General features: G+C 39.5%; 24 protein-coding genes. 7 read left to right on the forward strand and 17 right to left on the reverse strand.

Features of this window, described 5'->3' with window-relative positions; translation table 11 throughout:
• Positions 1 to 172: 172 nt before the first annotated feature.
• Both RCP16_RS16895 and RCP16_RS16900 read right to left on the reverse strand, forming a co-directional pair.
• Positions 173 to 802, reverse strand: a complete 630-nt coding sequence (locus tag RCP16_RS16895) for a nitroreductase family protein (protein WP_069329558.1) — start codon at positions 800 to 802, stop codon at positions 173 to 175.
• Positions 803 to 1,052: 250 nt separating this feature from the next.
• Complete coding sequence (locus RCP16_RS16900) at positions 1,053 to 2,264, reverse strand: amidase (RefSeq protein WP_308640870.1); 1,212 nt, start codon at positions 2,262 to 2,264, stop codon at positions 1,053 to 1,055.
• Positions 2,265 to 2,465: 201 nt separating this feature from the next.
• Here RCP16_RS16900 and chrS point away from each other — a divergent pair, with 201 nt between their 5' ends.
• The 3 genes from chrS to chrA are packed head-to-tail and all read left to right on the forward strand — an operon-like array spanning position 2,466 to position 4,177.
• Positions 2,466 to 2,948: a chromate efflux transcriptional regulator ChrS gene (chrS, locus tag RCP16_RS16905; RefSeq protein WP_308640871.1), complete on the forward strand. Its 483-nt coding sequence runs from the start codon at positions 2,466 to 2,468 to the stop codon at positions 2,946 to 2,948.
• Positions 2,949 to 2,951: 3 nt separating this feature from the next.
• The gene (gene chrB / locus RCP16_RS16910) at positions 2,952 to 3,614 is read left to right on the forward strand and encodes a chromate efflux transporter ChrB (protein WP_137225918.1); all 663 of its coding nucleotides are present in this window, start codon (positions 2,952 to 2,954) and stop codon (positions 3,612 to 3,614) included.
• Entirely contained in the window at positions 3,614 to 4,177 is a 564-nt protein-coding gene (gene chrA / locus RCP16_RS16915; protein ID WP_069329561.1) for a chromate efflux transporter ChrA, read from the forward strand. The genes chrB and chrA overlap by 1 nt, the downstream gene beginning before the upstream one ends.
• Positions 4,178 to 4,254: 77 nt before the next feature.
• Here the strand turns inward: chrA and RCP16_RS16920 are convergent, their stop codons facing one another.
• The 3 genes from RCP16_RS16920 to RCP16_RS16930 all read right to left on the reverse strand — a co-directional run bounded on the left by RCP16_RS16920 (position 4,255) and on the right by RCP16_RS16930 (position 6,606).
• Positions 4,255 to 5,328 carry an S-layer homology domain-containing protein gene (locus RCP16_RS16920; RefSeq protein ID WP_308640872.1) on the reverse strand — a complete coding sequence of 358 codons (1,074 nt, stop codon included), beginning with the start codon at positions 5,326 to 5,328 and terminating at the stop codon, positions 4,255 to 4,257.
• Positions 5,329 to 5,413: 85 nt separating this feature from the next.
• Positions 5,414 to 6,052: a hypothetical protein gene (locus tag RCP16_RS16925; RefSeq protein ID WP_308640873.1), complete on the reverse strand. Its 639-nt coding sequence runs from the start codon at positions 6,050 to 6,052 to the stop codon at positions 5,414 to 5,416.
• Positions 6,049 to 6,606, reverse strand: coding sequence for an RNA polymerase sigma factor (locus RCP16_RS16930; RefSeq protein WP_308640874.1), 558 nt, complete (start codon positions 6,604 to 6,606; stop codon positions 6,049 to 6,051). The genes RCP16_RS16925 and RCP16_RS16930 overlap by 4 nt, the downstream gene beginning before the upstream one ends.
• A gap of 296 nt (positions 6,607 to 6,902) precedes the next feature.
• Between RCP16_RS16930 and RCP16_RS16935 the strand changes: the two genes are divergently transcribed.
• Complete coding sequence (locus RCP16_RS16935; protein ID WP_308640875.1) at positions 6,903 to 8,237, forward strand: SMP-30/gluconolactonase/LRE family protein; 1,335 nt, start codon at positions 6,903 to 6,905, stop codon at positions 8,235 to 8,237.
• A gap of 96 nt (positions 8,238 to 8,333) precedes the next feature.
• Here the strand turns inward: RCP16_RS16935 and RCP16_RS16940 are convergent, their stop codons facing one another.
• Positions 8,334 to 8,738: a CBS domain-containing protein gene (locus RCP16_RS16940; protein WP_069329566.1), complete on the reverse strand. Its 405-nt coding sequence runs from the start codon at positions 8,736 to 8,738 to the stop codon at positions 8,334 to 8,336.
• A 206-nt stretch (positions 8,739 to 8,944) separates the two neighbouring features.
• Between RCP16_RS16940 and RCP16_RS16945 the strand changes: the two genes are divergently transcribed.
• Positions 8,945 to 9,367, forward strand: coding sequence for an Imm63 family immunity protein (locus tag RCP16_RS16945; protein ID WP_308640876.1), 423 nt, complete (start codon positions 8,945 to 8,947; stop codon positions 9,365 to 9,367).
• Between the two features lie 88 nt (positions 9,368 to 9,455).
• Here the strand turns inward: RCP16_RS16945 and RCP16_RS16950 are convergent, their stop codons facing one another.
• The 3 genes from RCP16_RS16950 to RCP16_RS16960 all read right to left on the reverse strand — a co-directional run bounded on the left by RCP16_RS16950 (position 9,456) and on the right by RCP16_RS16960 (position 13,559).
• Complete coding sequence (locus RCP16_RS16950) at positions 9,456 to 9,908, reverse strand: Lrp/AsnC family transcriptional regulator (protein ID WP_069329568.1); 453 nt, start codon at positions 9,906 to 9,908, stop codon at positions 9,456 to 9,458.
• Positions 9,909 to 10,146: 238 nt separating this feature from the next.
• A complete protein-coding gene (locus RCP16_RS16955; RefSeq protein WP_308640877.1) occupies positions 10,147 to 13,167 on the reverse strand; it encodes an ATP-binding protein in 3,021 nt (1,006 codons plus the stop codon).
• Positions 13,167 to 13,559 (reverse strand): response regulator transcription factor, encoded by a 393-nt coding sequence (locus tag RCP16_RS16960; protein ID WP_069329570.1) that lies wholly within the window; start codon positions 13,557 to 13,559, stop codon positions 13,167 to 13,169. The genes RCP16_RS16955 and RCP16_RS16960 overlap by 1 nt, the downstream gene beginning before the upstream one ends.
• A 268-nt stretch (positions 13,560 to 13,827) precedes the next feature.
• Here RCP16_RS16960 and RCP16_RS16965 point away from each other — a divergent pair, with 268 nt between their 5' ends.
• The gene (locus tag RCP16_RS16965; RefSeq protein WP_069329571.1) at positions 13,828 to 14,340 is read left to right on the forward strand and encodes a CcdC family protein; all 513 of its coding nucleotides are present in this window, start codon (positions 13,828 to 13,830) and stop codon (positions 14,338 to 14,340) included.
• A 100-nt stretch (positions 14,341 to 14,440) separates the two neighbouring features.
• Here the strand turns inward: RCP16_RS16965 and RCP16_RS16970 are convergent, their stop codons facing one another.
• Complete coding sequence (locus RCP16_RS16970) at positions 14,441 to 15,454, reverse strand: NADP-dependent oxidoreductase (RefSeq protein ID WP_069329572.1); 1,014 nt, start codon at positions 15,452 to 15,454, stop codon at positions 14,441 to 14,443.
• A gap of 266 nt (positions 15,455 to 15,720) precedes the next feature.
• On the opposite strand from RCP16_RS16970, the gene RCP16_RS16975 reads away from it, so the two are divergent.
• Entirely contained in the window at positions 15,721 to 16,701 is a 981-nt protein-coding gene (locus RCP16_RS16975; protein WP_069329573.1) for an L-lactate dehydrogenase, read from the forward strand.
• 142 nt (positions 16,702 to 16,843) lie between these two features.
• Here RCP16_RS16975 and RCP16_RS16980 read toward each other — a convergent pair whose 3' ends face one another.
• The 7 genes from RCP16_RS16980 to zwf all read right to left on the reverse strand — a co-directional run bounded on the left by RCP16_RS16980 (position 16,844) and on the right by zwf (position 23,718).
• Entirely contained in the window at positions 16,844 to 17,608 is a 765-nt protein-coding gene (locus tag RCP16_RS16980; protein WP_308640878.1) for an alpha/beta hydrolase, read from the reverse strand.
• A gap of 566 nt (positions 17,609 to 18,174) precedes the next feature.
• On the reverse strand, positions 18,175 to 18,639 hold the full coding sequence (locus RCP16_RS16985; protein WP_308640879.1) for a universal stress protein: 465 nt from the start codon (positions 18,637 to 18,639) through the stop codon (positions 18,175 to 18,177).
• A gap of 54 nt (positions 18,640 to 18,693) precedes the next feature.
• Positions 18,694 to 19,908, reverse strand: a complete 1,215-nt coding sequence (locus RCP16_RS16990) for an MFS transporter (protein ID WP_069329578.1) — start codon at positions 19,906 to 19,908, stop codon at positions 18,694 to 18,696.
• Between the two features lie 26 nt (positions 19,909 to 19,934).
• Positions 19,935 to 20,354 (reverse strand): MerR family transcriptional regulator, encoded by a 420-nt coding sequence (locus tag RCP16_RS16995; protein WP_069329579.1) that lies wholly within the window; start codon positions 20,352 to 20,354, stop codon positions 19,935 to 19,937.
• Between the two features lie 385 nt (positions 20,355 to 20,739).
• Complete coding sequence (locus RCP16_RS17000; protein WP_281181705.1) at positions 20,740 to 20,868, reverse strand: hypothetical protein; 129 nt, start codon at positions 20,866 to 20,868, stop codon at positions 20,740 to 20,742.
• Between the two features lie 290 nt (positions 20,869 to 21,158).
• Entirely contained in the window at positions 21,159 to 22,055 is an 897-nt protein-coding gene (gene gnd, locus RCP16_RS17005; RefSeq protein WP_069329580.1) for a phosphogluconate dehydrogenase (NAD(+)-dependent, decarboxylating), read from the reverse strand.
• Positions 22,056 to 22,221: 166 nt separating this feature from the next.
• Entirely contained in the window at positions 22,222 to 23,718 is a 1,497-nt protein-coding gene (gene zwf / locus RCP16_RS17010; protein ID WP_308640880.1) for a glucose-6-phosphate dehydrogenase, read from the reverse strand.
• Between the last annotated feature and the right edge of the window lie 395 nt (positions 23,719 to 24,113).

The raw sequence follows: 24,113 nt of genomic DNA on the forward strand, positions 1-24,113 counted from the left end.
CGAATCTGCTATCCTTTCTCTATATTCGACATATTACTCCAAATAGTTCATAGTTTAAAGCTAATTATGACAAAATAATCCACTTTAAGATCAATGACATATCAAAAAGCCTGACGTATATCACGTCAGGCTTTTTGATTATATATCATCTACTCATTTAGAAGAAATAATCTTAGAATGAGTTTTTGATAACTGCTTCAGTTAAATCAAAACGTCCAGAAGCATAAGCAGGTTTTGCTGCTTTACCTACGCTGATTAGGATCGTTGGGATATAACGAGCAGGTACATTGAAATGTTCTGCAAATTTATTTTTATCAAATCCACCCATAGCACAAGTATCATAACCCAATGCTTTTGCTGCAAGCATTAAGTTCATCGCTGCAAAAGAAGAATTGACATTTGCACTATCGCGTGCAAATTCAGCACTTTGATAAGCTCCATCAATTTGAGCCACTAATGAATCACGAATTTCTTGAGTCAATGCTCCTCCTTCAACAGCTGCATCATAAATTGTACCTGCATTTTTGTTCGCTTCTAGATCCGCAAGAATAGCAACTACAAAAGAACTGTCTGACACTTGAGATTGGTTATAAGCGATTGGCAACAATTCTTGTTTTTTCGCTTCATCGTCAATGACAAGGAATTTCCAGTGTTGAAGGTTCCAAGCAGATGGAGCATCATTAGCTGCTGTCAGAATTGTATCCATATCTTCTTGCGGAATTTGGTAACCTTTTTCATACGATTTTACAGAATGGCGTTGCTCTATCACTTGAATCGTTTCTGGCTTAATTGCGTTAGACATAGGTTTATTCTCCTTTGGGGTGGGGGTTGATGAAAGATAACGATAAACTTAATTTCATTTGTGAATTAAGTAACATTTAGTAACTATCTATATAATTCATTGTTATTGTAATAGATATGTTGATAGCTTGTCAACAAATGTTAAACCATATTAATTCTGCTCCAGATATTGGTAAAATAAAACAAGCTCTCATCGAAAACCTTTCGAGATATAAAAGGAATTTGCGATATAGAGCTTATGTGATATTTACTCATTTCTGACGTTTATGAGTCCAGTCTTTCACCCATTCAAGCAAGCGAATATCTTGCCCTTTCCCAGCGATCACTGACAATCCAATCGGTGCACCTTGTACTGTAGCGACTGGAATACTAATCTGTGGCAGACCGGCTAGACCTGCAATACAAGACAATTGCATCGTCTGGGAACGACGACGTTCATTTTCTTCTCCTTGAATATTAAGATAAGGAGCTGCACCTGTTGCTGTTGGCAACACCAGTAGTCCATGAGTACCCAATAATTGATATAGACGCTCACTCACTTGTTGTTTTAGAGCAAATGAATATGAATGATCTTCCAGACGTAATGTGGAAGCCCATGCAAATCGATCTGCAATATCTTTGCCAAAAGAAGGTTGTGTGGCTTCTATCCACTGCTGATGTTCTTGCCAGATTTCTAAAGCTTGGATCGTACGAAAAGCAGTCATCCATGCCGACAATCCTTCCGGTGCAATCTCTGTCCATGAAGTATGACCGTTGTTTTCTTTAAGATAGTGAGTCATTTCTTCCAACGATTCTTGCAAAGCGGTACGTGTATCAGGTTCTGCTAATGCCCAAGCTTCTTCTGGAAAATAAATATGATCGAATAGAGAATGCTCATTATGCTCTTCTAAGGAATCGATTAATACTTTGCCTACTTCTAATAACATATCAGCAGAGTTCGCCATCCAACCTACGGTATCAAATCCTTGTGCAAGTGGAATCACTCCGTCGATCGGAACCAAACCATGTGTAGGGCGCATTCCATAAATACCACAATACGATGAAGGAATACGTACAGAACCTCCTGTATCTGTACCGATCGCAAAATCTCGTAGACCTGCGGCAACAGCTACAGCTGAACCACTAGAAGAACCTCCCGGAATACGATCTGCTGCTTGTGGATTAATCGGTGTTCCATAATGAATATTTTGCCCATTTAAGCTATACATCAATTCATCGGTATGTGTTGTTCCTTGTAGAATAGCTCCAGCTTCGAGTAATCGCTCTATCGCTGAAGAAGTGTAACTAGCAGGCGAATGAGTCCGCAACCAGTCTGGATTCCCTGCACTAGCTGTATGACCTGCAAGAGCAAATACATCTTTAACTCCGAATGTCCATCCAGAAAGTGATCCTTGTAGCGCCTGTGGTGAAGATGAAGCCATCGTCAATTGCTCGTTCATAAAGGCATTCCATGTTGAACTCATCTCTATTCCTCCCTACCGATACCATCTCTATTCATTCCTACATATCCACGTAAGCTTTGTGTAAGTAAATTTCAATTTTTATGTTGAAAACGATTTTTAATCATTATATATTTAAACATATCGTAAATGAAAGAGTTATTTTCGAACCAAAACGAAATAAGATAACGATGTAAATAAAAATGATTAGGAGGCATAAATAAGATGAATCATCACCGTTCTTTAACCGATCAACCTGTCGATATTGATGAGATTGATCGCAAAATTATTACCATTCTGAATAAAAACGGTCGAATTTCATATACTGACCTTGCCAAAGATATTGGTTTATCTCGTGTAGCTGTACAAGCTCGAATCAATGCTTTGATAGAAAATGAAGTGATTGAGCGCTTCACTGCTGTTATTAACCCTGCCAAAATTGGGATTACTGTATCGGCATTCTTCAATGTAGAAGTAGAACCCAAGCATCTTCAAGAAACTGCGGATCAATTAGCCGAAGAACCGTTTGTCACTAGCCTTTACCATATGACAGGCCCTAGCAAATTGCATATGCACGGATTATTTATCGACAATCAAGAAATGGAGTCTTTTCTAAAAGATAAATTATACAATATGCCGGGTATTATGAGCGTAGATTGCCAGGTATTGATTACCCGTTACAAAAGTCGGATGGGAATGAGGCTGTAATATATGAGTAAACCATCGACTACACCTTCCAAATCTACATCTACGACTCCTGTTTATCATAAAGCGACCTATAGTGAATTATCATGGGCGATGGTACGTACCGGTATTCTTGGTTATGGCGGTGGGCCTTCGGTTATGCCTCTTTTTCGTTATGAAGCAGTGACTCGTTATCGCTGGTTAAGTGATGATGAATTTGGCGAAATTCTAGCGCTTGGCAATGCTTTACCCGGTCCGATTGCTACGAAGATGGCGGCGTACTTGGGCTATCGTGGCAAAGGTGTGCTCGGGGCTATTTTAGCTGTGATCGCTCATATTCTCCCTTCTTGTCTAGCGATGATCGTGTTATTATCAGCAGTCTCTTACTTAAGCCAGTCCAAAATCATTCAAGGGATGATTGCTGCTGTGGTGCCTGTAATTGCTGTCATGCTGGGCGTAATGGCATACGAATTTGGCGAAAAAGCGGTTAAAGGACTAGGTATTAAAGTCGGTATTGGACTATTTATTGTAGCGTTTATTCTGTTGCAACTGGTAAATGTCCATGCGGCTATTGTGATTGCATTATTTTTAGCCTATGGAGCGGTTCATTTCAAATTTGTTCAATGGCTGAAAGATCGCCGTAACCCACCTAATCCGCCTGTAAAGCCGACTGAAGGCGGTGGTGCTTAATGGTGACACTGACTATTGATTGGATCGAATGGCTTCGTTTATTTTGGGGCTTTTTTCTAGCCAATGTACTTGGTTATGGTGGAGGCCCTGCTTCGATTCCACTGATGTACAACGAGATTGTAGCGCATTACCACTGGCTAGATGACAAAACATTTTCGAATGTGCTGGCGCTTGGTAATACACTTCCCGGGCCTATTGCCACGAAGATTGCTGCTTTTGTCGGGTATGATGTCTCAGGGATAGGCGGAATATTTATCGCTTTATTTGCGACGATTGTCCCTTCGGCAGTGGCTTTGATTCTACTGCTTAATCTATTGCAGAAATACCGTACTTCTCCTGTAGTCAAAGGATTAACATTACTGGTTCAGCCTGTCATCGCTGTAATGATGGCAGTACTGACATGGCAATTAACAGCAGGTTCGTTTGTCTCGATAGGCATCTGGCAAAGTCTTGGTATTGCTGCTGTCGCTTTCTGGGCGATGCAAATTCGCAAGATTCATCCTGCTTTTGTGATTCTAGCGGCTTTTGTCTATGGTGCATTGGTACTTCCGAATTTTATTTGATCAACATAATATCAATCAAATGTACACCAAAAACGACTGTAGATCATCCACAGTCGTTTTTTTACCTATTTATATGATTAATCTGCAATATTGCTGTTACCACTTACTCCATTGATACTGCCTGCTTGACCAGTGACAGGTGAACCATCGCCATTACTTGCAAATTGAAAAGCATAGCCGTAATTGGTATCTGCTTTGAAATGTTGCAATTGATCGGCTGTGAGGTACGCACTTACATAGTTGTAGTCTACTTTTTGCGCATTTCCTTCATATGTCCATGCTTTGGCAACATTCACATCATAATTCAATCCTTGTAGACGTTTGACTTCGGCTTGTACTTCTTTGCTATGGGTTTCTAAAGGAGTGCCGTTCGAAAATAAATCGATCGCTACAAAATACTTCACATCTTTTCCGGCATATTGATCTAAAGCTTTTTTCACTCCACTCACGTACAATATTTCTCCGTTGTTCGGTGTTGCATAACTTTCAGATACCATGCCTCCACTATTGGGCTGAGCGACAGGGTCAGATCCTTTTTTCTCGTGCGGTAATACATCGATTCTTACTCCTTTGTCTTTCGGTTTTGCTACTTTATCGTTTTTGATCTTTTTCAAATATCCTAAAGCATGATGCAGGATCGCATTTGCTTCTGCACGAGTGATTTCTTTTTTCGGATTCAAGTTTTTGTTGTGATCTAACTTTACAATTCCAAGCACGATAGCCAATTGTACTGAACCTAAGAATGAAGGATTTAACTTTTTCATATCTTTGATATTAGGTGTAATCACATCAATCGCTGGCATGTTTCCTGCTGTTTGTAGAGCAGTCATTACTTCATCAATATAGCGTTCACGACTAATCTTTTGGTTAGAATGTGCTGCTTTGGATTTCAGTTTGAATGCTTTTTCAATCATTTGGCTCGCTTGTGCTTGTGTTAATGTTTTACTGGATGCAATAGTTGTATTGCTAACTCCATTAATAGTCGGTTGAGCATGTAATTTCACCATTCTTTCTTGTCCGGTTACACCATTCAAGTCTTGAACGCTAGATGTAGCTGCAAAAGACATACTCCCTAGTGATAAAGATAAAATAGATGCAGATAAGATTGATGTTACGATTTTTTTATTGATGTTGTTGTTTTTGTTATTCATGGTAATTCCTCCTCGAATGTTTGAACAATAATGGCTTACACTATAAAAGACGACGTTTAGCAGATCAGGTTATTTTTGCTTCCCATTATTTTTTAAAATCGATATCAATACCTTGATCTGCATCTACAGGCAAACCATCACCATTGGTAGCAAAGCGGAATCCGTAACCATACTGCGAATCTGCTACAAAATTCTTTAATTGATCGGCTGTAAAATAACCTGCAATATAGGAGTAATCGACTTGTTGTTGATTGCCTTGATACGTCCACGCTGTAGCATAACCTACCTTATAATGGAGCGCAGTCAGACGTTCTAATTCGTTCACAGCTTCTGCACTGTTAACCTCTATAGGCTTCATATCGTTAAATACATCAATCGCTACAAAGTATTTCACATCTTTCCCTGCGTTTTTCTTCAAAGCTTGTTGAACTTCTGGACTATAGAATTTACTTCCATTGACAGGTGTCGCATAACTATCTGATGGAATACCGCCTGAAGGAGTAGTTTCACTTTGAATAACCGTTCCAGGTGCTGTATAGATCGGATCTTGTTGATTCCAGACATTTGTAGCCATAAATGAAATAATAACTGCCGCCGCGGCAAAAGCTATAGCACTTGACCATTTCAGCCAATACTTCGATCTTGGTTGACGACGTGCTTCATATCGGGTCAATAAATCATCGTCGATCTGTCCAATAGCACGATAAAGTTGTTCACTATTCATAAGTAGATTCCTTCCTCTAGAAGATAAGCTTTAAGCTTGGTACGTGTACGAAAAAGACTAGCTTTGACATTGTTCTCTTTCATAGCAAATTGCTCAGCCATCTCTGCTTGTGAACGGCTATACCAGTATCTGGCTAAAAACAAATTGCATTCACGCTCAGGTAACGTATGCAGAAATTGGTTGATCGTTTTCGCTAAATCTTTTTCCAAAATAGCTTGTTCGACATCATGATCAGAAGGGATACAATCATCGAGTTCGCCAAGAATAATAGTCATTTCTCCACCACGCTTTTGGGCTTTTTTCGCTTTAAATTTATCAAGTGATAGATTTCTAGTAATTCTGCCTACAAAAAAAGACAGTTTACTCGGTCGTTGTGGAGGAATGGCATTCCATGTACGAAACCATGTGTCATTAACGCATTCTTCTGCATCTTCGGAATCACTCAAAATGTTATAAGAGATCGTATAGCAATATCTTCCGTAATGGCGGGAAGATTCTGCTATCGCTGCTTCATTTCTCGTTATAAATAGTTCTATAATTTCGTTATCTTCCACGTATAGGCTCTCCTTTGTGCTACATATACTCTTCACTTATACAGACGATAAATCATGACTCAGGTTATTTTTAAATAGCTCAAAAAGATAATTATTTTCTTGTTATCTACAAATGTAATATAATTCCAGTCAAAATACGATGCAGATCATTCTTGAAAGACTAGATACTCTTGTATATTTTTCGATAGATATGTAACTATTGTCTTTTTGTTGTTAAAAGAAGGATGCTCCCTTTCGATAGCGAATGCTACCCTTAGGCTTATGATGCCAAATGAAATGTACAGGAGGGATTATTTTTGAAAAAGTGTAAGTCGCTTGGGGTTATTGTCGCTATGACGGGGTGTTTATTATTATCACCATCGACTGGGTGGGCAGCAGATAAGGTAGATTCGAATATGCAGACTATTGTAGATGGCAAAAGTACCGATCAAGTCAGCCGATTAATCGGTCAGACCTTGTACAGTCCTTATGCCTTGGTAGCTGATCAGTTAGATGCTCAAGCTACATGGGATGCCGATCAAGGCACCTTAACACTGACCAAAGGTACAACCAAAATCACTCTCAGTGATCGTGCTACATCTACAACCGCATCGTATCCTACACTACAACTTGTAGGGGACCAAGTATTCGTATCTGTACGTGCTGTTTTTGAAGCTTTTGACTACAAAGTGATATACACTTCTGCTACTCGCTCTGTCACTATTCAACCTTCTGCTCCTGTTATCTCTAATCCTACGCCTACAGCAACATCAGACACTTACCAATCAGTCTCGATTTTAACAGACCTTGATCCAAGCACAGCTACAGGTCTGCGGATAGAAGGTGTGATTGCTAATGCAGATAATCAAGTGTTTACTGTCGAAATGGGAAGTAAAACATTATACCGGATTGCCGCAGATACCGGACAAATGAATGCATTGACCGAATTACCACGTTCAGGTACAGGAATGGCACTTGATACGGATGGTAATCTCTATATTGCAAGCGGAGGCGAAGAAGGTCTTATTTACCGGATCAATGAAGAAGACTTATCCAGTGCGGCTTTTGACTCTTCCAAAGTAGTCACCTATGCCAGTGGAGTTCCGGGAGCGAACGGATTAGCCTTTGATGGTAGTGGTAATCTGTATGTAAGCGGTGGAGCTACCGGAGCTATCTATAAAGTTTCGGCAAGCGGACAAGTCAGTACGTATGCCAGCGGGATCTTGCCTACACGTGAAGAGCAAAAAATTGTAGTGAATGGAATTGCTTTCGGTACAGATGGACAATTATATGTAAGCAATACAAGTTCTGGAGAAGTGAATCGCTTTGCGATCAACAGCGATGGTTCTCTAGGACAACGACAACTTGTTGCTCAAAGCCCGCTATTATATGGAGCAGACGGCTTAAATTTCGGACCGGATGGTGCTATCTATGTAGCAGCTAACGAACGAAATGCCATTGTACGTGTTGGTCTGGATGGACAGGTACGTGATATCGCTAGCAATAATAACAATGGGCCGTTAGAATTTCCTGCCAGTCTTCATTTTGTAGGTAACACATTATATATCAGTAATTTTGATCAACCGCGCGGGATCAATAATCCTAATGATCCTGGTATTGGTGCTTCGATCGCAACGATGGATTTTAGCTAATAAGAGAACAACAATACACGCCCAACTGTTCATATCTGATGAGCAGTTGGGCGTGTATGATTTTATAATCGTATGCTATCTCTAGATACAGACCACTTAGTCTGTAATATTATCATTATAGTATTCAATAATATCTTTGCGACGAATAATCCCTAGAAATATGCCTTTAGAATCAATCACAGGTACAAAGTTCTGATCAGCGGCAAGCGATAACATATCTTCCATCGCTGCGGTGATAATAACACTTTCGTTGCGGACATGCTTTTGAATATCATAGACCGGAATCTCACGCATTTTTTCAAAATCAAGATTGCATGTATTTTTGAGTTTCCATAATAAGTCCCCTTCAGAAAGAGTCCCTACATACCGTCCAGATTCATCAATAATCGGCAAAGCAGTATAAGAATGACGCTCTAATATCTCTAAGGCTTCAAACATCGAAATCGTTGAAGGAATATAAGCGACTTGTTCTTTAGGTAATAAAAAAGAAGAAATTTGCATCTGCTGTAGACACTCCTTTGGCTATAAATTGGTGATGTATATCTATTAAAACATACATATGACTATATTTGAAAGCGATTGCAGGTTGAGATTTTGTAACTATTTGATGAGATTGAAGCAGTCATTCAGTTTATTTATACTATAATAGACACGACAAAATGACACACGAGCTATACTCAAGCTCTAGAAATGAGGTTCTTGTTATAATGATCTATCCTGCCAATCAAATTATAGAAAAGATCACAACACTACTTCAGAAAACAACAATCTATGATCAACAGCACCATATGAAATGGGTACGTGCTCCTTTTTTCGATCAAGAGCCATTTGAACTTTCTCCATATGTTCAGATTACAGACGAAGGATATGTATTACAAATGTACGAACGCAATGTGCAAATGCTCAACAAACTTACGACCGATGTAGATGATGTGGTGTACTGGATTTTGGAAGATACGATTCAACTGATTCTACATACTGATCGATTACAACGTCAACAGGATTCTTCTTATACAGCTAGAGATGAAATATCTATCGAAGAACAAGCCAATCAAGCCTTTTCTGAAATAGGTGGAATCTATGAACAATGGCATCATCAACATCGTCGCAGTACATTAGAGACGCCTTAGATACATCATAATCACTACCAGAACAGTCTATAGCACGCAAAAGGATCTTGTCTCTACAAGATCCTTTTTTGGCTAACACCAAACAACATTAGATCGTTTGCTGATCTTTGCTCATAGCAGGAACAAGAGATTTGTGATCGATAGGAGAAGAAAGTGTAATTAACGTAGTATACGAGCCGTGGCTAGTAATGCAATTTTCAAAAGGTTCCAAATCCATAATAGATGCAGTCACTACTTTAATCAAATAATTGTAATCTCCGCTTACTCGGTGACATTCTACGATCTGAGCAGTATCCTGACAAAATTGCACAAACGAAATACCATCATGCGCACGGAATAAATAATACGCTGTTGTATGTTGTCCAATCTTATCCGGTGCGACCACTGCTCGGTATTGTTGAATCACTCCACTCTCTTCCATTCGACGTACTCGTTCCGTGACGGCTGGTTGAGACAGCCCTACTTCTTTTCCTAATTCGGTCATTGAAATACGTGCTTGGGTTTGCAGACAGAGTAGAATATGTTGATCCACCTGATCCATGAATGTTCACTCCTTTAATTTCAAGGTTATAACAATAAATAAATTTGAATCCGTAAGTGTATACACGAAATAAATCGGTTGTTATATGTAGTATTGCGATAATATCATATAAAATGAACAGAGTAAATCTTTACTATTCTAAGCGTATCACAAAAACACCTTCACACTGAAATGGCTATAGATCAATTGGATCGACTTAGCTTATTTTTTCAGTAGAAGGTGTTCTATGATGGAATGCTTATTCAGGATTGTGAGGGTCTTCTTTAATCCAATCCACTTGAATAAAATCTTCATTTACTTGTAATTCCGCTTCGCCAAGTCCATTTTTTTGCAACGTAGTCTTGACCGTATCTTCATTTTGCATAGCAATTACCAGCCCTGCACTTTTGGTTTCACTCTGAATTAAATGCATCCCTAGCTCTAGCAACCGTTCTACACTAAATGGTTTCTGCAAATAACGTTCATTTGAAGTCTCTGCATAATTATCGGGTTGATCTAAAGCAGAAGAGATGATCACAGGCACATGGCGATACGCTTTATTGTTTTTGAGCACTTGAATAAAGTCCCAGCCATTTTGAGGGCCATGAAGCTGTACATCGACCAGACATAATAGTGGCGGTTGCTCACTATATTCTAGAGCTAACAATGCTTCTTCTGCGGTATCCATACGCAAGATCTCGTAATGCTGTTCTTCAAAAGTAGCTCCGATCAGCCGTGCTAGATTTTCATCGTCTTCGATCACAACGATTTTGTTATCCAGTGTACGCAGATGGAATTTAGGCAATTTCACATAAAATGTACTGCCTTTTCCTAAAATCGAATCAAAGTATACTTCTCCACCCAAATCTTCCACGATCTCTTTCACAATTGCCAATCCTAAGCCTGTTCCACCAATCTGACGACGATCTGAATTGTCTACCCGATAAAATTTACCGAACATATGGGGCTTCGATTCTTCAGGTATGCCCAGACCATAATCTTGTACCGCCGCAATCCAGTGGGTATCTCCATCCATCAATCGAATATCGACCCGTTCTTGTCCGGGCGAATACTTAATCGCATTACTGATCAAATTATGCATAATCTGTGTAATACGGTCACTATCTGCTCGTACTAGACATACGCCTTCAGGCACATCAATACCAATCGTATATCCCTGCTTGTTATCCCATTGCTTGGCGACATTTTGTATAATCGGATTCATATCAAATGGAACCAATGTATAATTCTGCTTGCCTGATTCCATCCGCTGTAGATCTAGAAAATCGCTAATCAGATTGGACAACCGATTCGCTTCTCTATGAATCGTTTCCATGTATTTCTTCGCTTTTTCCGGTTTTACTTCACGATGAAGCAGAATCTCTACAAAACCTAAAATACTCGCAAGCGGTGTACGCAGTTCATGAGATACAATACTTACAAATTCGTTTTTCAACTGATCGGCTTGTTCTTCTTCTGTACGATCACGGAATACAAAAAGATGATAATTTTCCAGATTCATCCCTTTGATCATATTCATATACATTTCCATATAATAAATAGAACCATCCCGACCTTGTAGGGAGAACTGCGTTTTCCATTCTTTCGTCTCATTGGTGAGTAACTGTTGAATCTGCTCACTAAGCATCGTATGTTCTACGGTATGCTGATCTAGGTATTGGGCAAGCGAAGTAATATTAGCACCGGTAGATAGTTCTGGATTCACACGACTGACCTGCTGGTTGCAAAACGAAATGGTACCTTCAGGATCACACAGCACTAAGCCTTCGTGCAAAGAATCGATAATTTGCTGAATCGTATCTCGTTGTTGCTTGAGCATCCGCTTTTCCAATTCCAATTCAAGATTGAGTTCTTCCAGACGAACACTTTGCTTACGCCGCTCTTCACTCGCTAATTGAGCTTGATATGCCAGTCCGAATTGCCCGATTAATCCTTCAGTCATCAGCTTGTCTTTGATATGAACCATAAGACTACCGTATGTGGTAAACAGAACAAATCCGAGCACATTCATCTCTTCGTTGAAAATAGGATAATAATGATCGTCAGCCCGCTCATATCCGTGATGAATGCCTTTTTCTTCCATACTTAGACTGCGACTACGTACCACAGGAAGCTTTTCTTCTAATACTTGTAATGCTGGGCCAAATAAATGTTCAATCGCTTCTCCATGTATCGTACGCGGCCATCCAATCGAATACACCATCCGTGAAGAAGCAGGATTACCAATCTCATCTTGCACCACTAACATCAGAGCATCATGACGAGTAGCTTGCATCAATGCACGCAGACTGCTTTCCAAAAAGTCATTCATTTGTGCAAAACCGGTAAGTTTTTCCTGATACGAATTAATCAGTTGTAACTGTGTCTCACGTTCAGTTAATCGTTCCAAAATCGTTTCTTGCTCTTGCTGTTGCATCAGAATCTCTTCATTCTGCGCTTCCAATTCATCATGCTGTTCTCCCATTTGACGGAGACTTTCTTCCAATTCTTGATGGCGTTCTTTCAATTGATCGCTCATATGATTAATACCGCCAACCAGACCGCCGATTTCGTCTTTGGAAAACGTATCTTCTAAATGAATATATTCGCCGTGGCTAATCCGCTCGACCACTTGTTCCATTTGAGCGATCGGGTGAATAATCGACTTCCGCAGATACCGAATCAAGATAATCGCTGTGCCTAATCCTAAAAAAATTAAAACAAGCGGTACAAACAGTATTAACGAATTTAAATGTCTACTTTTCGCAATCAGATCATTCACTTCTTGCCGTTCAATCTGCATTAAGCGATCCAGTTCACTGTTGACCGATTGTACCAGACTGGTCGTGATCGTCTGCGAGATGCGATTGATTTCAGCTTGATTATTCTGCTGTTTGAGCGTTTGCATCACTGGAAAGTAACTGAAATACTCTGTGCTTTTACGTGATAATTCATCCAACCGGGAATCTTCAGCCTGTGCTTGTTTAAATGTATTTAATCGTTCAGTAAATGCATCACGACTGGTCTCTGCTTCAAGCAAAAATTCATTTCGATCATAAGCAAGATACGCTCTAAAATCAGACACTGCTGTACGATAATCTTCATCCATATCTTGAATCTGATTTTGCTGATCCAGATGGATATTAATATCATTCGTAATATCTGCTGTTTGTTGCTTAAAAAACCATTCCACCATAAAAATAATAATGCCAAAAATCAGAAAAAGCGCAATCGTCCATAATGCGACGCGACGTGCCAGTCCCCCGCGGGCTGGATTCATTATTCATCCCCTCCACCGCTGCTCGACAGTAATTCTTCTGCTGCATCCATCAATTGTAATGGACTAAACGGCTTCGACATATACAAAGAGACTCCCGCTTGCTCCGCACGGATTCGATCTTTCTCCTGTGCTTTGGCGGTCAGTAAAATAACAGGTTTCTGCGCATTGACTCCACCACTTTGACGTAGCCATTCACAGACTTCAATCCCTGTCGCTTCTGGCATCATATAATCTAAAATCACAAGGTCAAAAGGGTGACTCGACAGCTTTTCTTGAGCTTGCTTACCATCTTCTGCTTCAACCACGTTGTACCCTTCATCTGCTAATGTTTCCTGAAGCAAAAAGCGTAAAGCTGGTTCATCTTCTGCGATTAAAATTTGATACGTTGTCATTTCATGTATCCCCTTTGTTGTAAAAGATTATAGAATCATGTCTTGCGATGCCAAGATTATATACGGTAATAGATCTCCTCTACATTTTACTATATTTAACTATTTCGACAAAATTGCTTTTGATGGATGTAGGTCTTTATCATCATAAGTAAAATTTTAACAAAATAGACGACTTTACAAGCTTTGCTACCGTCGATCGCTCCTGTTAATATGATATAATGAAAGCGTAATTCCATTTTAATTACAGAAGAGGGGTTTGACCTTTATTATGCTACAATTTAGTCCCTCATTTTTACAGATCGGATCTACTGTTGGTCTTCTAGTGATTGCGATAACTGCTATTTTGGTACGTTCTCGCACCAATCACCGACCGGTTAATGCCAAAAAAATTCTGATCCCACCTATGGGAATGAGTACTGGTTTTCTAATGTTTGTGGTGGCTGATTTCCGGGTATCCTGGATGTGGGCTTTAGGTGCTTTTTTAGCAGGATGGTTTATTTTCTCTTATCCTTTAATTCGCGGTACCAGATTCGAACGTTCAGGCACCGATATCGTGGTTCAGCGTTCAAAAAGCTTTTTGTTTATTTTGATTGGTCTGTTGATGATCCGCTTACTATTGCATCGGTTTATTGAGCAATATATTTCAATTCCGCAGACAGCAGGCGTATTCTTTATTCTGGCATTTGGAACATTATTGCACTGGAGAATCTCTATGTATCGCCAATATCGCAAAATGACTTCAGATCCAGATATCTCGTTGTCTCATCCATCTACCAAATAACAACAAAAAGCCGACTTCTATCTATATAGATAAAAGTCGGCTTTTGTATTAGAGTACACTATTATTAAAGTTCATTGATTTTCGATGATAAAGTATAGGATTAGTCGGTGACTTTAACCAATTGTTTACCTAGATTTTCACCACTAAATAATCCAATAAAGGCTTTAGGTGTATTTTCGAAACCTTCTACGATATTTTCACGATATTTGATTTTGCCTTCTTTGACCCAGCTACCCATTTCTTTCAATCCTTCAGCAGCATCTGCGGCATAATCGCCTACAAGGAATCCTTTAAGCAACACAGTGCGTTTGAGTAATGTCGGTTGAATACGTGGTCCGATATCTGGTTTTTCATTGTTATACAGTGAAATTTGTCCACATAATGGAATACGAGCATTGGTATTGAGTAGATCGATTACAGCATCTGAGATCTCGCCACCTACATTGTCAAAATAAATATCGACACCATCCGGGCAAGCTTCTTCTAGCGCTTCACGGACAGGTTTCTCATCTTTATAGTTAATGACTGCATCGAATCCAAGTTCATCTAACAAATAACGATTTTTTTCTTCTGAACCGGAGATCCCTACAACACGGCATCCTTTAATTTTACCAATCTGTCCTACCAACATCCCTACAGCACCACCTGCACCAGAAACAACCAATGTCTCACCCGGTTGCGGATTACCGATACGTAGTGTGCCAAAGTAAGCTGTTAATCCAGGCATACCCAGTACACCAACAGCTGTAGAGATAGGAGCCAATTCGGGATCGACTTTGCGGCACGTATCCGCTTCTACTACTGCATAACGTTGCCATCCCCATCCACCAACAACGATATCGCCTTCTTGATAACGAGAATCGTTACTTTGCAGAACTTTACCGATAGAACCACCGGCTACAGGTTCATTTAGAGCATAAGAAGCAGCATAAGACTTCGCTTCACTCATGCGTCCTCTCATATAAGGATCGACCGATATATATAAAGTTTGAATTTGCAGTTGTCCTTCTTTAGCTTCCTCCAGTGGTTGCTGATCTATCGTAAAGTTTTCTGCGGTAGGTACACCTTTTGGACGGCTTACCAATAGAATGCGTTCATTTTGAATAGTAGACATCATTTATTCCTCCTTGTTTTGCTTACTCTTTACTATTACCCTTAATCATCTATTCTATCGCTTATTCACACTTTTTTCACATTCTGATCATTCATAATAAATATTAAGTTAACTTTCATGACACACCTGTTAATAATAGACAAAATAAAGTAGTATAATAAAAGATGATGAATACTTAATTGACATTAAAATGCACTTTAGTTGTGTTTTGTATCATATAGATCAATCAACGTTAGATGTATATTTAGATTAGTAGGAGGTTAGCTATGCGTAGAAAATCAAGAAAAGTCGCTATAGTGGGTGCAGGAATGGTCGGTGCAGGTTGTGCCTATTCGATGATCAATCAATCGATTGGTGATGAGATTATGATGATTGGACGTACACATGAACGTGCAGTCGCTCAAGCTCTTGACCTTTCCCATTGTATGGAGTTCACATCCCATCGTACCAAAGTGTATGCAGGGACATTACAAGATTGCGGAGATATGGATATTGTGATTATTACAGCGGGTGCTAATCCTGTACCCGGTCAGAATAATCGAATGAATATTCTACATGAGACGGCAGCTATTGCTCGTGAAATTACAGAGCCGATTGTCGCAAGTGGATTCAACGGTGTATTTATTGTCGCGGCTAATCCAGTAGATGTGATTACTCATCTAGTATGGCAAATTTCAGGTTTTCCGCGTGAACGTGTGATTGGAACAGGGACATCGATCGATTCTTCCCGTCTCAAAACATTGCTGTCTGATGTCTTTTCAATTGATCCACGCAGTGTACATGGTTATGCGCTTGGAGAACATGGAGAATCTCAATTTGTAGCATGGTCGCATGTAACGATTGGTGGTAAGCCTTTATTGCATATTCTGGATCAACATACGGCTCGTTTTCCCGATCTGAATCTGGATGATATTGCTCGCAAAACCAAAGATGCAGGCTGGGAGATTTTCACTCGTAAAGGGAACACTCAGTTCGGTATCGGTAACGCGCTTGCTTATATTGCCCGTTCAATTCTGAATGATGAACAACGAATCATTGCAGTTTCTTCTATATTAGAAGGTGAATATGGACAACACGATGTCTGTGCAGGAGTACCTGCAATTATCGGCGGTGAAGGTATCAAAGAAATTATCGAACTTCAACTGACCGCAGAAGAGCAGGTCAAGTTCGAATATTCTTGTCAGCAAATTCGTAGTGGTATCGAAGCTGTTCTTCCTGTGATCATTCCAAATAGTGATGTTGTCTAATTTATAATCAATCTATCTGCTCACTCTAAATAGTGAACAACTATCAAATAAAAAAAGAGCTATACTTCTGAATCATCAGATCGTATAGCTCTTTTGCTTGTATTAAATATTCATTTATAAAGCTATATTATATTCTTTCTAGTTATTCTCCCGAACTCGATGCTGCATCCCACTCTAGATCTTCCAGAAATCGGTATACATCCTCAAAGACCAGATCATGTTGCTTGTCCATCGTTAGAATATGACCGGATTGGTCATACCATTTCAGCTCCTTGAGCGGCATAGTCAGATCTTCATAAATAATTCGGGCACTCTCTAGATAAAGCTCTTCATCAAGCTCTCCCTGCATAATCATTGTTGGTGCAGAGATGCGCTTCACTTGACTAGCGGTGGAGGCGATTAGTTTACGCAGTTGATCCAGACTGTGTAGTGGCTCTTCAGCCAGCTCTATCAGTTCCTGCTCAATCTGTAGCTCTTCTTTGCCCTCAATAGACTTGAACCAGCGAGCATATTCGAGTACCCGTCTGAGGATATCCTCATTGTCTTTTTCACGTATAGGTGCGCACATAGAGACAATAGCTTTGGCGGGAAACAGAGTTCCCAGTCGCAGGGAGAATACACCGCCCAGTGATACACCAACTACAGCGATCTCTTCATACCCTTCCTGCTCCAGATATTCATAACCGTCTACAGCACTTTTCCACCATTCCGAAGGTTTCGTGTGTAGCAGTTCCTCTGGAGTGCTACCGTGTCCTTTATACAGTGGTCCATGGCAGGTATACCCTCTATCATTCAGGAAACGTCCCAGTTTGCGGACATGCAATGTATTGCCAGTGTATCCATGTAGCAGTAGAGCAGCCCTTGCTCCTCCGCGATAGGTAAATGACTGAGGTGGAACCAGTTTCATCCGATCATCTCTCCAATTCTATTTTCTCTATATTATAAACAGAATGACTGCTCTAAAAGCAGAACCAGAAGTAAGAATACCATATTTGCTAGCGGTAACCTAATCCACAGTATACGGATCAGAAGTCCTCGCAGTTGTTGGTTATCCTACTTCTGGAGAGAGATTCCTATCTTATTCTGTTACTATGATACCATCGGAATAAGTCACTATATAGTTCGCATTGTCAAAGGCTGATGCAGGAACAGAAAGATCGGATGCAACATTTTGTAAGCGAATTACAGGCAGGATCTTATTTCCCTTCTTCCACTGCGCCACAAAATGAGTAATCCAGCAGATCGATAATAGAATAGTGTTGAAGCTGTTCTACCCGTAGTCATTGCTAAAAACGATACTTTCTAAGATGTTGTCTAATTCATAACTACTCTATCTGCTCACTCTAAATAGTGATCAACTCTCAAATAAAAAAAGAGCTATATTTCTGAATAATCAGATCGTATAGCTCTTTTGCTTTAGATTGAGGTCTATCGACTTTATACATCGATAGTCATCTATTTGTATTCTGTGCGTTATTTTACAGTCAATACTGGACAGTTCGCATGTTGGATAACTTTGTGACTAACACTTCCAAGGAATAGTTCAGACATCTTACTCATGCCTCTCGTTCCCATCACGATCAGATCATAATTCTGGCTATTCGCTAGATCACAAATAATGGTCGCTGGATCACCTGTCTGATAATTAATATCATACTGAATCCCTGTAGGATTAAGCACTTGACGATAAGGTTCTGTCATTTCATGACCTTCTTCATTTAACTTGGCATCTACATCAATCCCCAGCGGTGGTTCAGCAACCATCATTACCGGATTGACATGCACTGCTGTAAGAGATGGCTTATTGGATAAAGCTTGAATCAATTCGATTGCTTTCTGCAAAGCTCGATCAGCATGTTCTGATCCATCTACAGCGACTAATATTTTGTTAAATATCGAACTCGTTGGCATCTGCTCTTGGGCTTGAATATCATTCATCGTTATCCTCTTCCTTCTATTATATAGATTTGAACTGTAAATATAGTTCAATAATTAGTGAGCATGGGATACATCAATATCACGTAAATGGCGACGACGTACAATTAATACGATTACCCCGATAAATACCATTAGAGCACCAAAGTAAAATGGCATCTGTGCATTGTACCATTCTGATAATTTACCAGCTAACCAAGGAGAAGCCGCACCACCTAAGAAACGAACAAAGCTATATGAGGCAGAAGCTACAGAACGTTCTACAGGAGCCGATTCCATAACCGCTGTTGTAATCAACGTATTATTAATCCCTAAGAAAATACCGGCTACAATTACAGCTACAATCACAGTCGTTGGTGAACCCATAAATGTACCGATACCCATCACTAACAAGTCAATAGTAAATAAGGTCAACATAACACCCATCGAAGCAGCAAGGTTGAAACGGCTTTGTAATTTAGGTGCTACAAATACGGAAGTGAAAGCAAGCAAGATTCCCCATCCAAAGAATACATATCCAAGTCCATGTTCATCTAAGCCCATGACATAAGGAGAATAAGCCATTAATGTAAAGAATCCAAAGTTATATAAAAACGCTACAATCGCTAATGTTTTGAGTGCTGGATAGCTAAGGGCTTTGAACGGATCAGCTAGTGAACTGCGTTTAGTTGGTTTCGGAATTTTAGGTAAAACGAATAAAATAAATAAGAAACCAATCACCATCAATACACTAACTCCGAAGAAAGGACCTCTCCAAGAAATGGAACCCAATTCTCCGCCTAGCAAAGGACCGACTGAAATCCCAAGTCCCAATGCCGCTTCATACAAAATAATCGCTTTGGCTGTACCTGATGTGGATAATCCAACGATGGCAGATAATGCAGTTGCGATAAAGAGTGCATTACCAAATCCCCATCCTCCACGGAACCCAACGATTTGAGCAATCGTATCTGATGCGCCGCCCAATGCGGAGAACACAATAATAAGCAAAATCCCACTTAATAATGTCCATTTCACTCCGATCCGACTGGATACAAAACCTGTAATTAACATGGCTAGACCAGTAACCAAGTTATAGCTTGTAAATAATAAAGACACCTGACTTTTACTAGCGTGTAATTGATTAGCAATCGCTGGCAAAATAGGATCGACTAGACCTAATCCCATAAATGAGATCACACATGCAAAAGCAACAGCCCAGACTGCTTTAGGTTGAGAAAACAACCCGCCACGTTCAGGCAGTTCTTTTAAAGTTGATGGTTTGGTACTCATATTGCTGTATTCCTCCTTGGAAAACGTTAATTTAATTTAGCGAGTCCTTCTTGAATCCGTTGACGCAATAGTTCTGCATCTGCTTTGAACGCATAAATACGGCTTAATTTCTCATCCACCATATGTAGCTGTTGATCTAACGTCTTGTTCATTTCAATCAATTGCTGTCGACGTTCTTCTTCATCCGTAGTGTTGCGGTATTGCTCGCGCTGATCATTGAGCATCTCGGTTACTTTGACATAATGCTGTAATTCTTGAAGCGAGAAGCCTAGCACATCGCGAGCGTTGATGATTTTTTTGAGCCGATCAATATCGGTCTGACTGTACAATCGTGTTCCGCCTTCACTACGCTGAGGAGAAACAAGCCCAATCTCTTCATAATAACGAAGCGTACGCTTGGTTAAGTTACAGGCTGTAGCTACTTCATCAATCTTGTAGAGAGTCATTTATTATCCCCACCTTTTTGAAATAAATCTTCTTTTATATAAAAATATTTACATATTGATTATGTAACTATAATACTACTATCTCACGTTAACGTCAATGTTATATCGTAAATTTATATGTATTTTTTGTTATATAATAATTTAATGCAGATTTATTATATTATCTTTATTACGTATCCTCTATCTATATTTATTATTATTAAAATTTATGGTTATATCAGATGATTACGTTTCATTTTATTGTCCTTTTGTGTATACTAAGAATATAAAGAAAGCCTACAGTGGTGGTACACTGTAGGCTGGATCGACAAGAACAGGCAGCAAGTAAGACGACGCTACACTGTCAAACAGCATAAGAAAAACCGCCGAATAAGACTTCTACCTCTTAGTCCCGGCGGTTTTTCTTTTGTTTTGCTTTTTTCCAGATTGCGATAACTTTGTTCAATCCAACGATTAAGCTGGTTAACTTGATACCTGCATCTAAAACAATAAGCAATAACTCCAAGTATGACATGGCTTCACCCCCTTTCGGGTTGCGTCGCCATATCATTCACCACCGGCACTTTGTCTTTCCTATCTTATTGTAGCATAATCAACGATCAAAAATAACTTAAATACGTTAAATTGAATTTATAGATTGAGATATAAAAAAAGCGACTCTATTTTAAAATAGAGTCGCTTTTCTCATTCAACCAGAAGAAGTCGCGCTTTGACTGCTAAGCGCTGATGTAAGATATTTTGCTTCGCAAAAATCACTTTTCTATTCAACTAGAAGAAGTCGCGCTTTGACTGCCAAGCGCTAGATTATTGTTTTTTCTCTACAGCGTGTCCGCCAAATTCGTTACGTAGTGCTGCTACAACTTTACCTGTAAATGTATCGTTGTCTAGAGAACGGTAACGCATCAATAGAGACAATGCGATAACTGGAGTTGCCATTTGTAGATCCATTGCTTCTTCAACAGTCCATTTACCTTCACCTGAAGAATGCATGATTCCTTGAATTTCTTCCAAGTTACCATCTTTTGCAAATGCGTTTTCTGTCAATTCCATTAACCATGAACGAATAACAGAACCGTTGTTCCATACGCGTGCTACTTTTTCATAGTTGAAATCGTAAGGGCTTTTCTCTAACACTTCAAATCCTTCACCGATTGCAGCCATCATACCGTATTCGATACCGTTATGAACCATTTTCAAGTAATGACCGCTACCTGATTCGCCTGCATACAAGAAGCCATTTTCAACCGAAGTATCACGGAATACCGGTTCAACCACGTCCCAAGCTTCTTTGTCGCCACCAACCATATAACAAGCACCGTTACGAGCACCACTCATACCGCCTGAAGTTCCTGCATCCATGTAACGAATCCCTTTTAATTTCAATTCGTTATAACGACGAATCGATTCTTTGTAGTGAGAGTTCCCTGCTTCGATCACGATATCATTTTCGTTAAGCAATGGAGCGATCTCGCCCAATACAGAATCAACAACACCATGAGGAACCATAATCCATAGGATACGTGGAGATTCTAAGTTAGATACTACTTCTGCTAATGTATATGCAGGTGTTGCACCAAGATCAGCGATTTCTTTAACTGCTTCTTTGTTTAAGTCAAACGCAACAACCTCGTGGTTGTGATCCATCAAGTTTTGTCCAAGGTTCATACCCATTTTTCCTAATCCAACTAATCCGATTTTCATTGTGTAACCCTCCGTGTCTTTTTTGTAAAAGTAGTTGTTACTCACTATCCATAAGTCTTTTCTCTCTTATCTATATCTACAAAGCCAAATCTTGGCTTTAGATAACATGTAGAATACGCTCTGTAAAAACATAGCACAGAGCGTAGTACCCAACTTATAATACCTGTTAAACGACTGCTACTGGAGTAGAAGCTTGTACAGGTTGATCTTTTAACCATTGGAATCCTTCAACAGCAAGCAATTCATTGGAAGCTTCTGGACCATACGTACCTGCTGCATAATGATGGATTGGCAGATCGTTATCAGCAAATGCTTCTAAGAGCGGCTGTACCCACTGCCATGACAATTCAACTTCATCCCAGTGTGCAAAGAATGTAGCATCTCCACGTAGTGCATCATTGATCAGCAATTCATAAGCTTCTGGCTCATTATCTGAACCGACTTTGAATTCAGCAGTCATAGGCTCAAGACGACCTGTGATGACATTTTTATGATTTAATTGTAGTGTGATTTTTTGATCTGGATTAATGCTGATTACCAACATATTTGGTTGAGCATCACAAGCTACACAGATATCTTCATTTTTCATTACATCTTTAAATTCAATCACAATACGAGTTGATTTCTCTTTCATACGTTTACCAGTACGAATATAGAAAGGAACACCTTGCCAAGAGAAATCGTCTACCCATACACGAGCAGCGATAAATGTATCTGTTACTGAACCTGGAGTGATGCCTGGCTCATCTTGATAAGAAGCTAATGCTTTACCATTGCTTTCACCCGCACTATATTGAGCACGCACGATATGTTTGTGCGCATCTTCTTTAGAAATAGAACGTAAAGATTCAGCAATGTGTTTTTTGTGAGAGCGTACATCGTCTACGGTGTGACCAGCAGGCAATGTCATAGCTGTCATCATCAACACTTGCAACATATGGTTTTGCATCATATCACGAATAGCACCCGTATGATCATAATAGCCTGCACGTTCTTCAACACCAACTGTTTCTGCTGCTGTGATCTGTACATTAGCAATATGACGGTTGTTCCAAAGAGCTTGGATCGCCGGGTTCGTAGAAGCTAAAGATTCCAAGTTTTGCACCATTGGTTTACCCAAGTAGTGATCAATACGGAAAATTTCTTCTTCTGCAAACGTTTTGCTTAACTGTTCATTCAATTGACGAGCAGAAGCTAGATCATGTCCAAATGGTTTTTCAATAATCAGACGTTTCCAGCCTGTTGTTGTTCCAAGTCCACTATCTTTAATGTTTGTAGCGATCACTTCAAAGAATTCAGGAGCTACAGACATATAGAACATACGATTTTGAGGAATATTTAATTCTGTTTCACGAGCTTCAACGATTTTGAGCAGTTCTTGATAACCTGCTGTATCATCAACATTTAAGATATGGTAACGAATCGAGCGAAGAAAAGCATCTACCGATTCGCGATTTTCTGGTTTGTTACGTGAGAATTCTTCTAACGCCTGTTCTACATAAGTTTGGAATGTAGCATCATTGAACGATTTTCTTCCTAAACCAATAATTGAAAAAGCTTCAGGCATTTTGCTATCTACAAACAAGTTATACAAAGCAGGGAAAATTTTACGTTTTGCTAAATCCCCTGTTGAGCCGAACAATACAAAAGTCATTGCTTCCATTCGTTTCTCCTCCAAAGTACCCTACTCCAACACATTTTCTATTCTATCGTGCGGGTATATTTGATCTAATTAAAATATGGTCATTTTACACTTGCCGAAAAGATACGGTTGATATAGCAACTATATCGCCAAAAAATAAACGAGCATTTTTTATTATGTACGACTTTACATAAAGGAAGTCGTCGCATATCCAAATCTCGCTTTAAAGTCAATCCGTCGTTGTGTCTCTTTTGTGACAGACACTGTTTACAAAATCCACAATAGACCTTGTGTCGAACAATGTCAAGAACAAAAATGAAAGTTTCAGAATGAATATTACTTATTCCGTCAATTTATTATCGGTATTTTGATACTACTTGTGAATAGCTTCGTTGACAATAACGGTTACAAGTGAT

This window comes from Paenibacillus nuruki, assembly GCF_963311185.1.
GTDB lineage: Bacteria > Bacillota > Bacilli > Paenibacillales > Paenibacillaceae > Saccharibacillus > Saccharibacillus nuruki.

Coding starts and splice junctions, on each gene's coding strand:
- RCP16_RS16920 (WP_308640872.1), bottom strand. CDS start 5,328: ATGAATAACAAAAACAACAACATCAATAAAAAAATCGTAACATCAATC.
- RCP16_RS16965 (WP_069329571.1), top strand. CDS start 13,828: ATGCTACAATTTAGTCCCTCATTTTTACAGATCGGATCTACTGTTGGT.
- RCP16_RS16970 (WP_069329572.1), bottom strand. CDS start 15,454: ATGTCTACTATTCAAAATGAACGCATTCTATTGGTAAGCCGTCCAAAA.
- RCP16_RS16900 (WP_308640870.1), bottom strand. CDS start 2,264: ATGAGTTCAACATGGAATGCCTTTATGAACGAGCAATTGACGATGGCT.
- RCP16_RS16960 (WP_069329570.1), bottom strand. CDS start 13,559: ATGACAACGTATCAAATTTTAATCGCAGAAGATGAACCAGCTTTACGC.
- RCP16_RS16990 (WP_069329578.1), bottom strand. CDS start 19,908: ATGAGTACCAAACCATCAACTTTAAAAGAACTGCCTGAACGTGGCGGG.
- RCP16_RS16995 (WP_069329579.1), bottom strand. CDS start 20,354: ATGACTCTCTACAAGATTGATGAAGTAGCTACAGCCTGTAACTTAACC.
- RCP16_RS16950 (WP_069329568.1), bottom strand. CDS start 9,908: ATGGATCAGGTGGATCAACATATTCTACTCTGTCTGCAAACCCAAGCA.
- RCP16_RS16925 (WP_308640873.1), bottom strand. CDS start 6,052: ATGAATAGTGAACAACTTTATCGTGCTATTGGACAGATCGACGATGAT.
- RCP16_RS16985 (WP_308640879.1), bottom strand. CDS start 18,639: ATGAATGATATTCAAGCCCAAGAGCAGATGCCAACGAGTTCGATATTT.
- RCP16_RS17000 (WP_281181705.1), bottom strand. CDS start 20,868: ATGTCATACTTGGAGTTATTGCTTATTGTTTTAGATGCAGGTATCAAG.
- chrB (WP_137225918.1), top strand. CDS start 2,952: ATGAGTAAACCATCGACTACACCTTCCAAATCTACATCTACGACTCCT.
- RCP16_RS16980 (WP_308640878.1), bottom strand. CDS start 17,608: ATGAAACTGGTTCCACCTCAGTCATTTACCTATCGCGGAGGAGCAAGG.
- RCP16_RS16940 (WP_069329566.1), bottom strand. CDS start 8,738: ATGCAAATTTCTTCTTTTTTATTACCTAAAGAACAAGTCGCTTATATT.
- zwf (WP_308640880.1), bottom strand. CDS start 23,718: ATGGAAGCAATGACTTTTGTATTGTTCGGCTCAACAGGGGATTTAGCA.
- RCP16_RS16955 (WP_308640877.1), bottom strand. CDS start 13,167: ATGAATCCAGCCCGCGGGGGACTGGCACGTCGCGTCGCATTATGGACG.
- RCP16_RS16975 (WP_069329573.1), top strand. CDS start 15,721: ATGCGTAGAAAATCAAGAAAAGTCGCTATAGTGGGTGCAGGAATGGTC.
- RCP16_RS16945 (WP_308640876.1), top strand. CDS start 8,945: ATGATCTATCCTGCCAATCAAATTATAGAAAAGATCACAACACTACTT.
- RCP16_RS16895 (WP_069329558.1), bottom strand. CDS start 802: ATGTCTAACGCAATTAAGCCAGAAACGATTCAAGTGATAGAGCAACGC.
- gnd (WP_069329580.1), bottom strand. CDS start 22,055: ATGAAAATCGGATTAGTTGGATTAGGAAAAATGGGTATGAACCTTGGA.
- chrA (WP_069329561.1), top strand. CDS start 3,614: ATGGTGACACTGACTATTGATTGGATCGAATGGCTTCGTTTATTTTGG.
- chrS (WP_308640871.1), top strand. CDS start 2,466: ATGAATCATCACCGTTCTTTAACCGATCAACCTGTCGATATTGATGAG.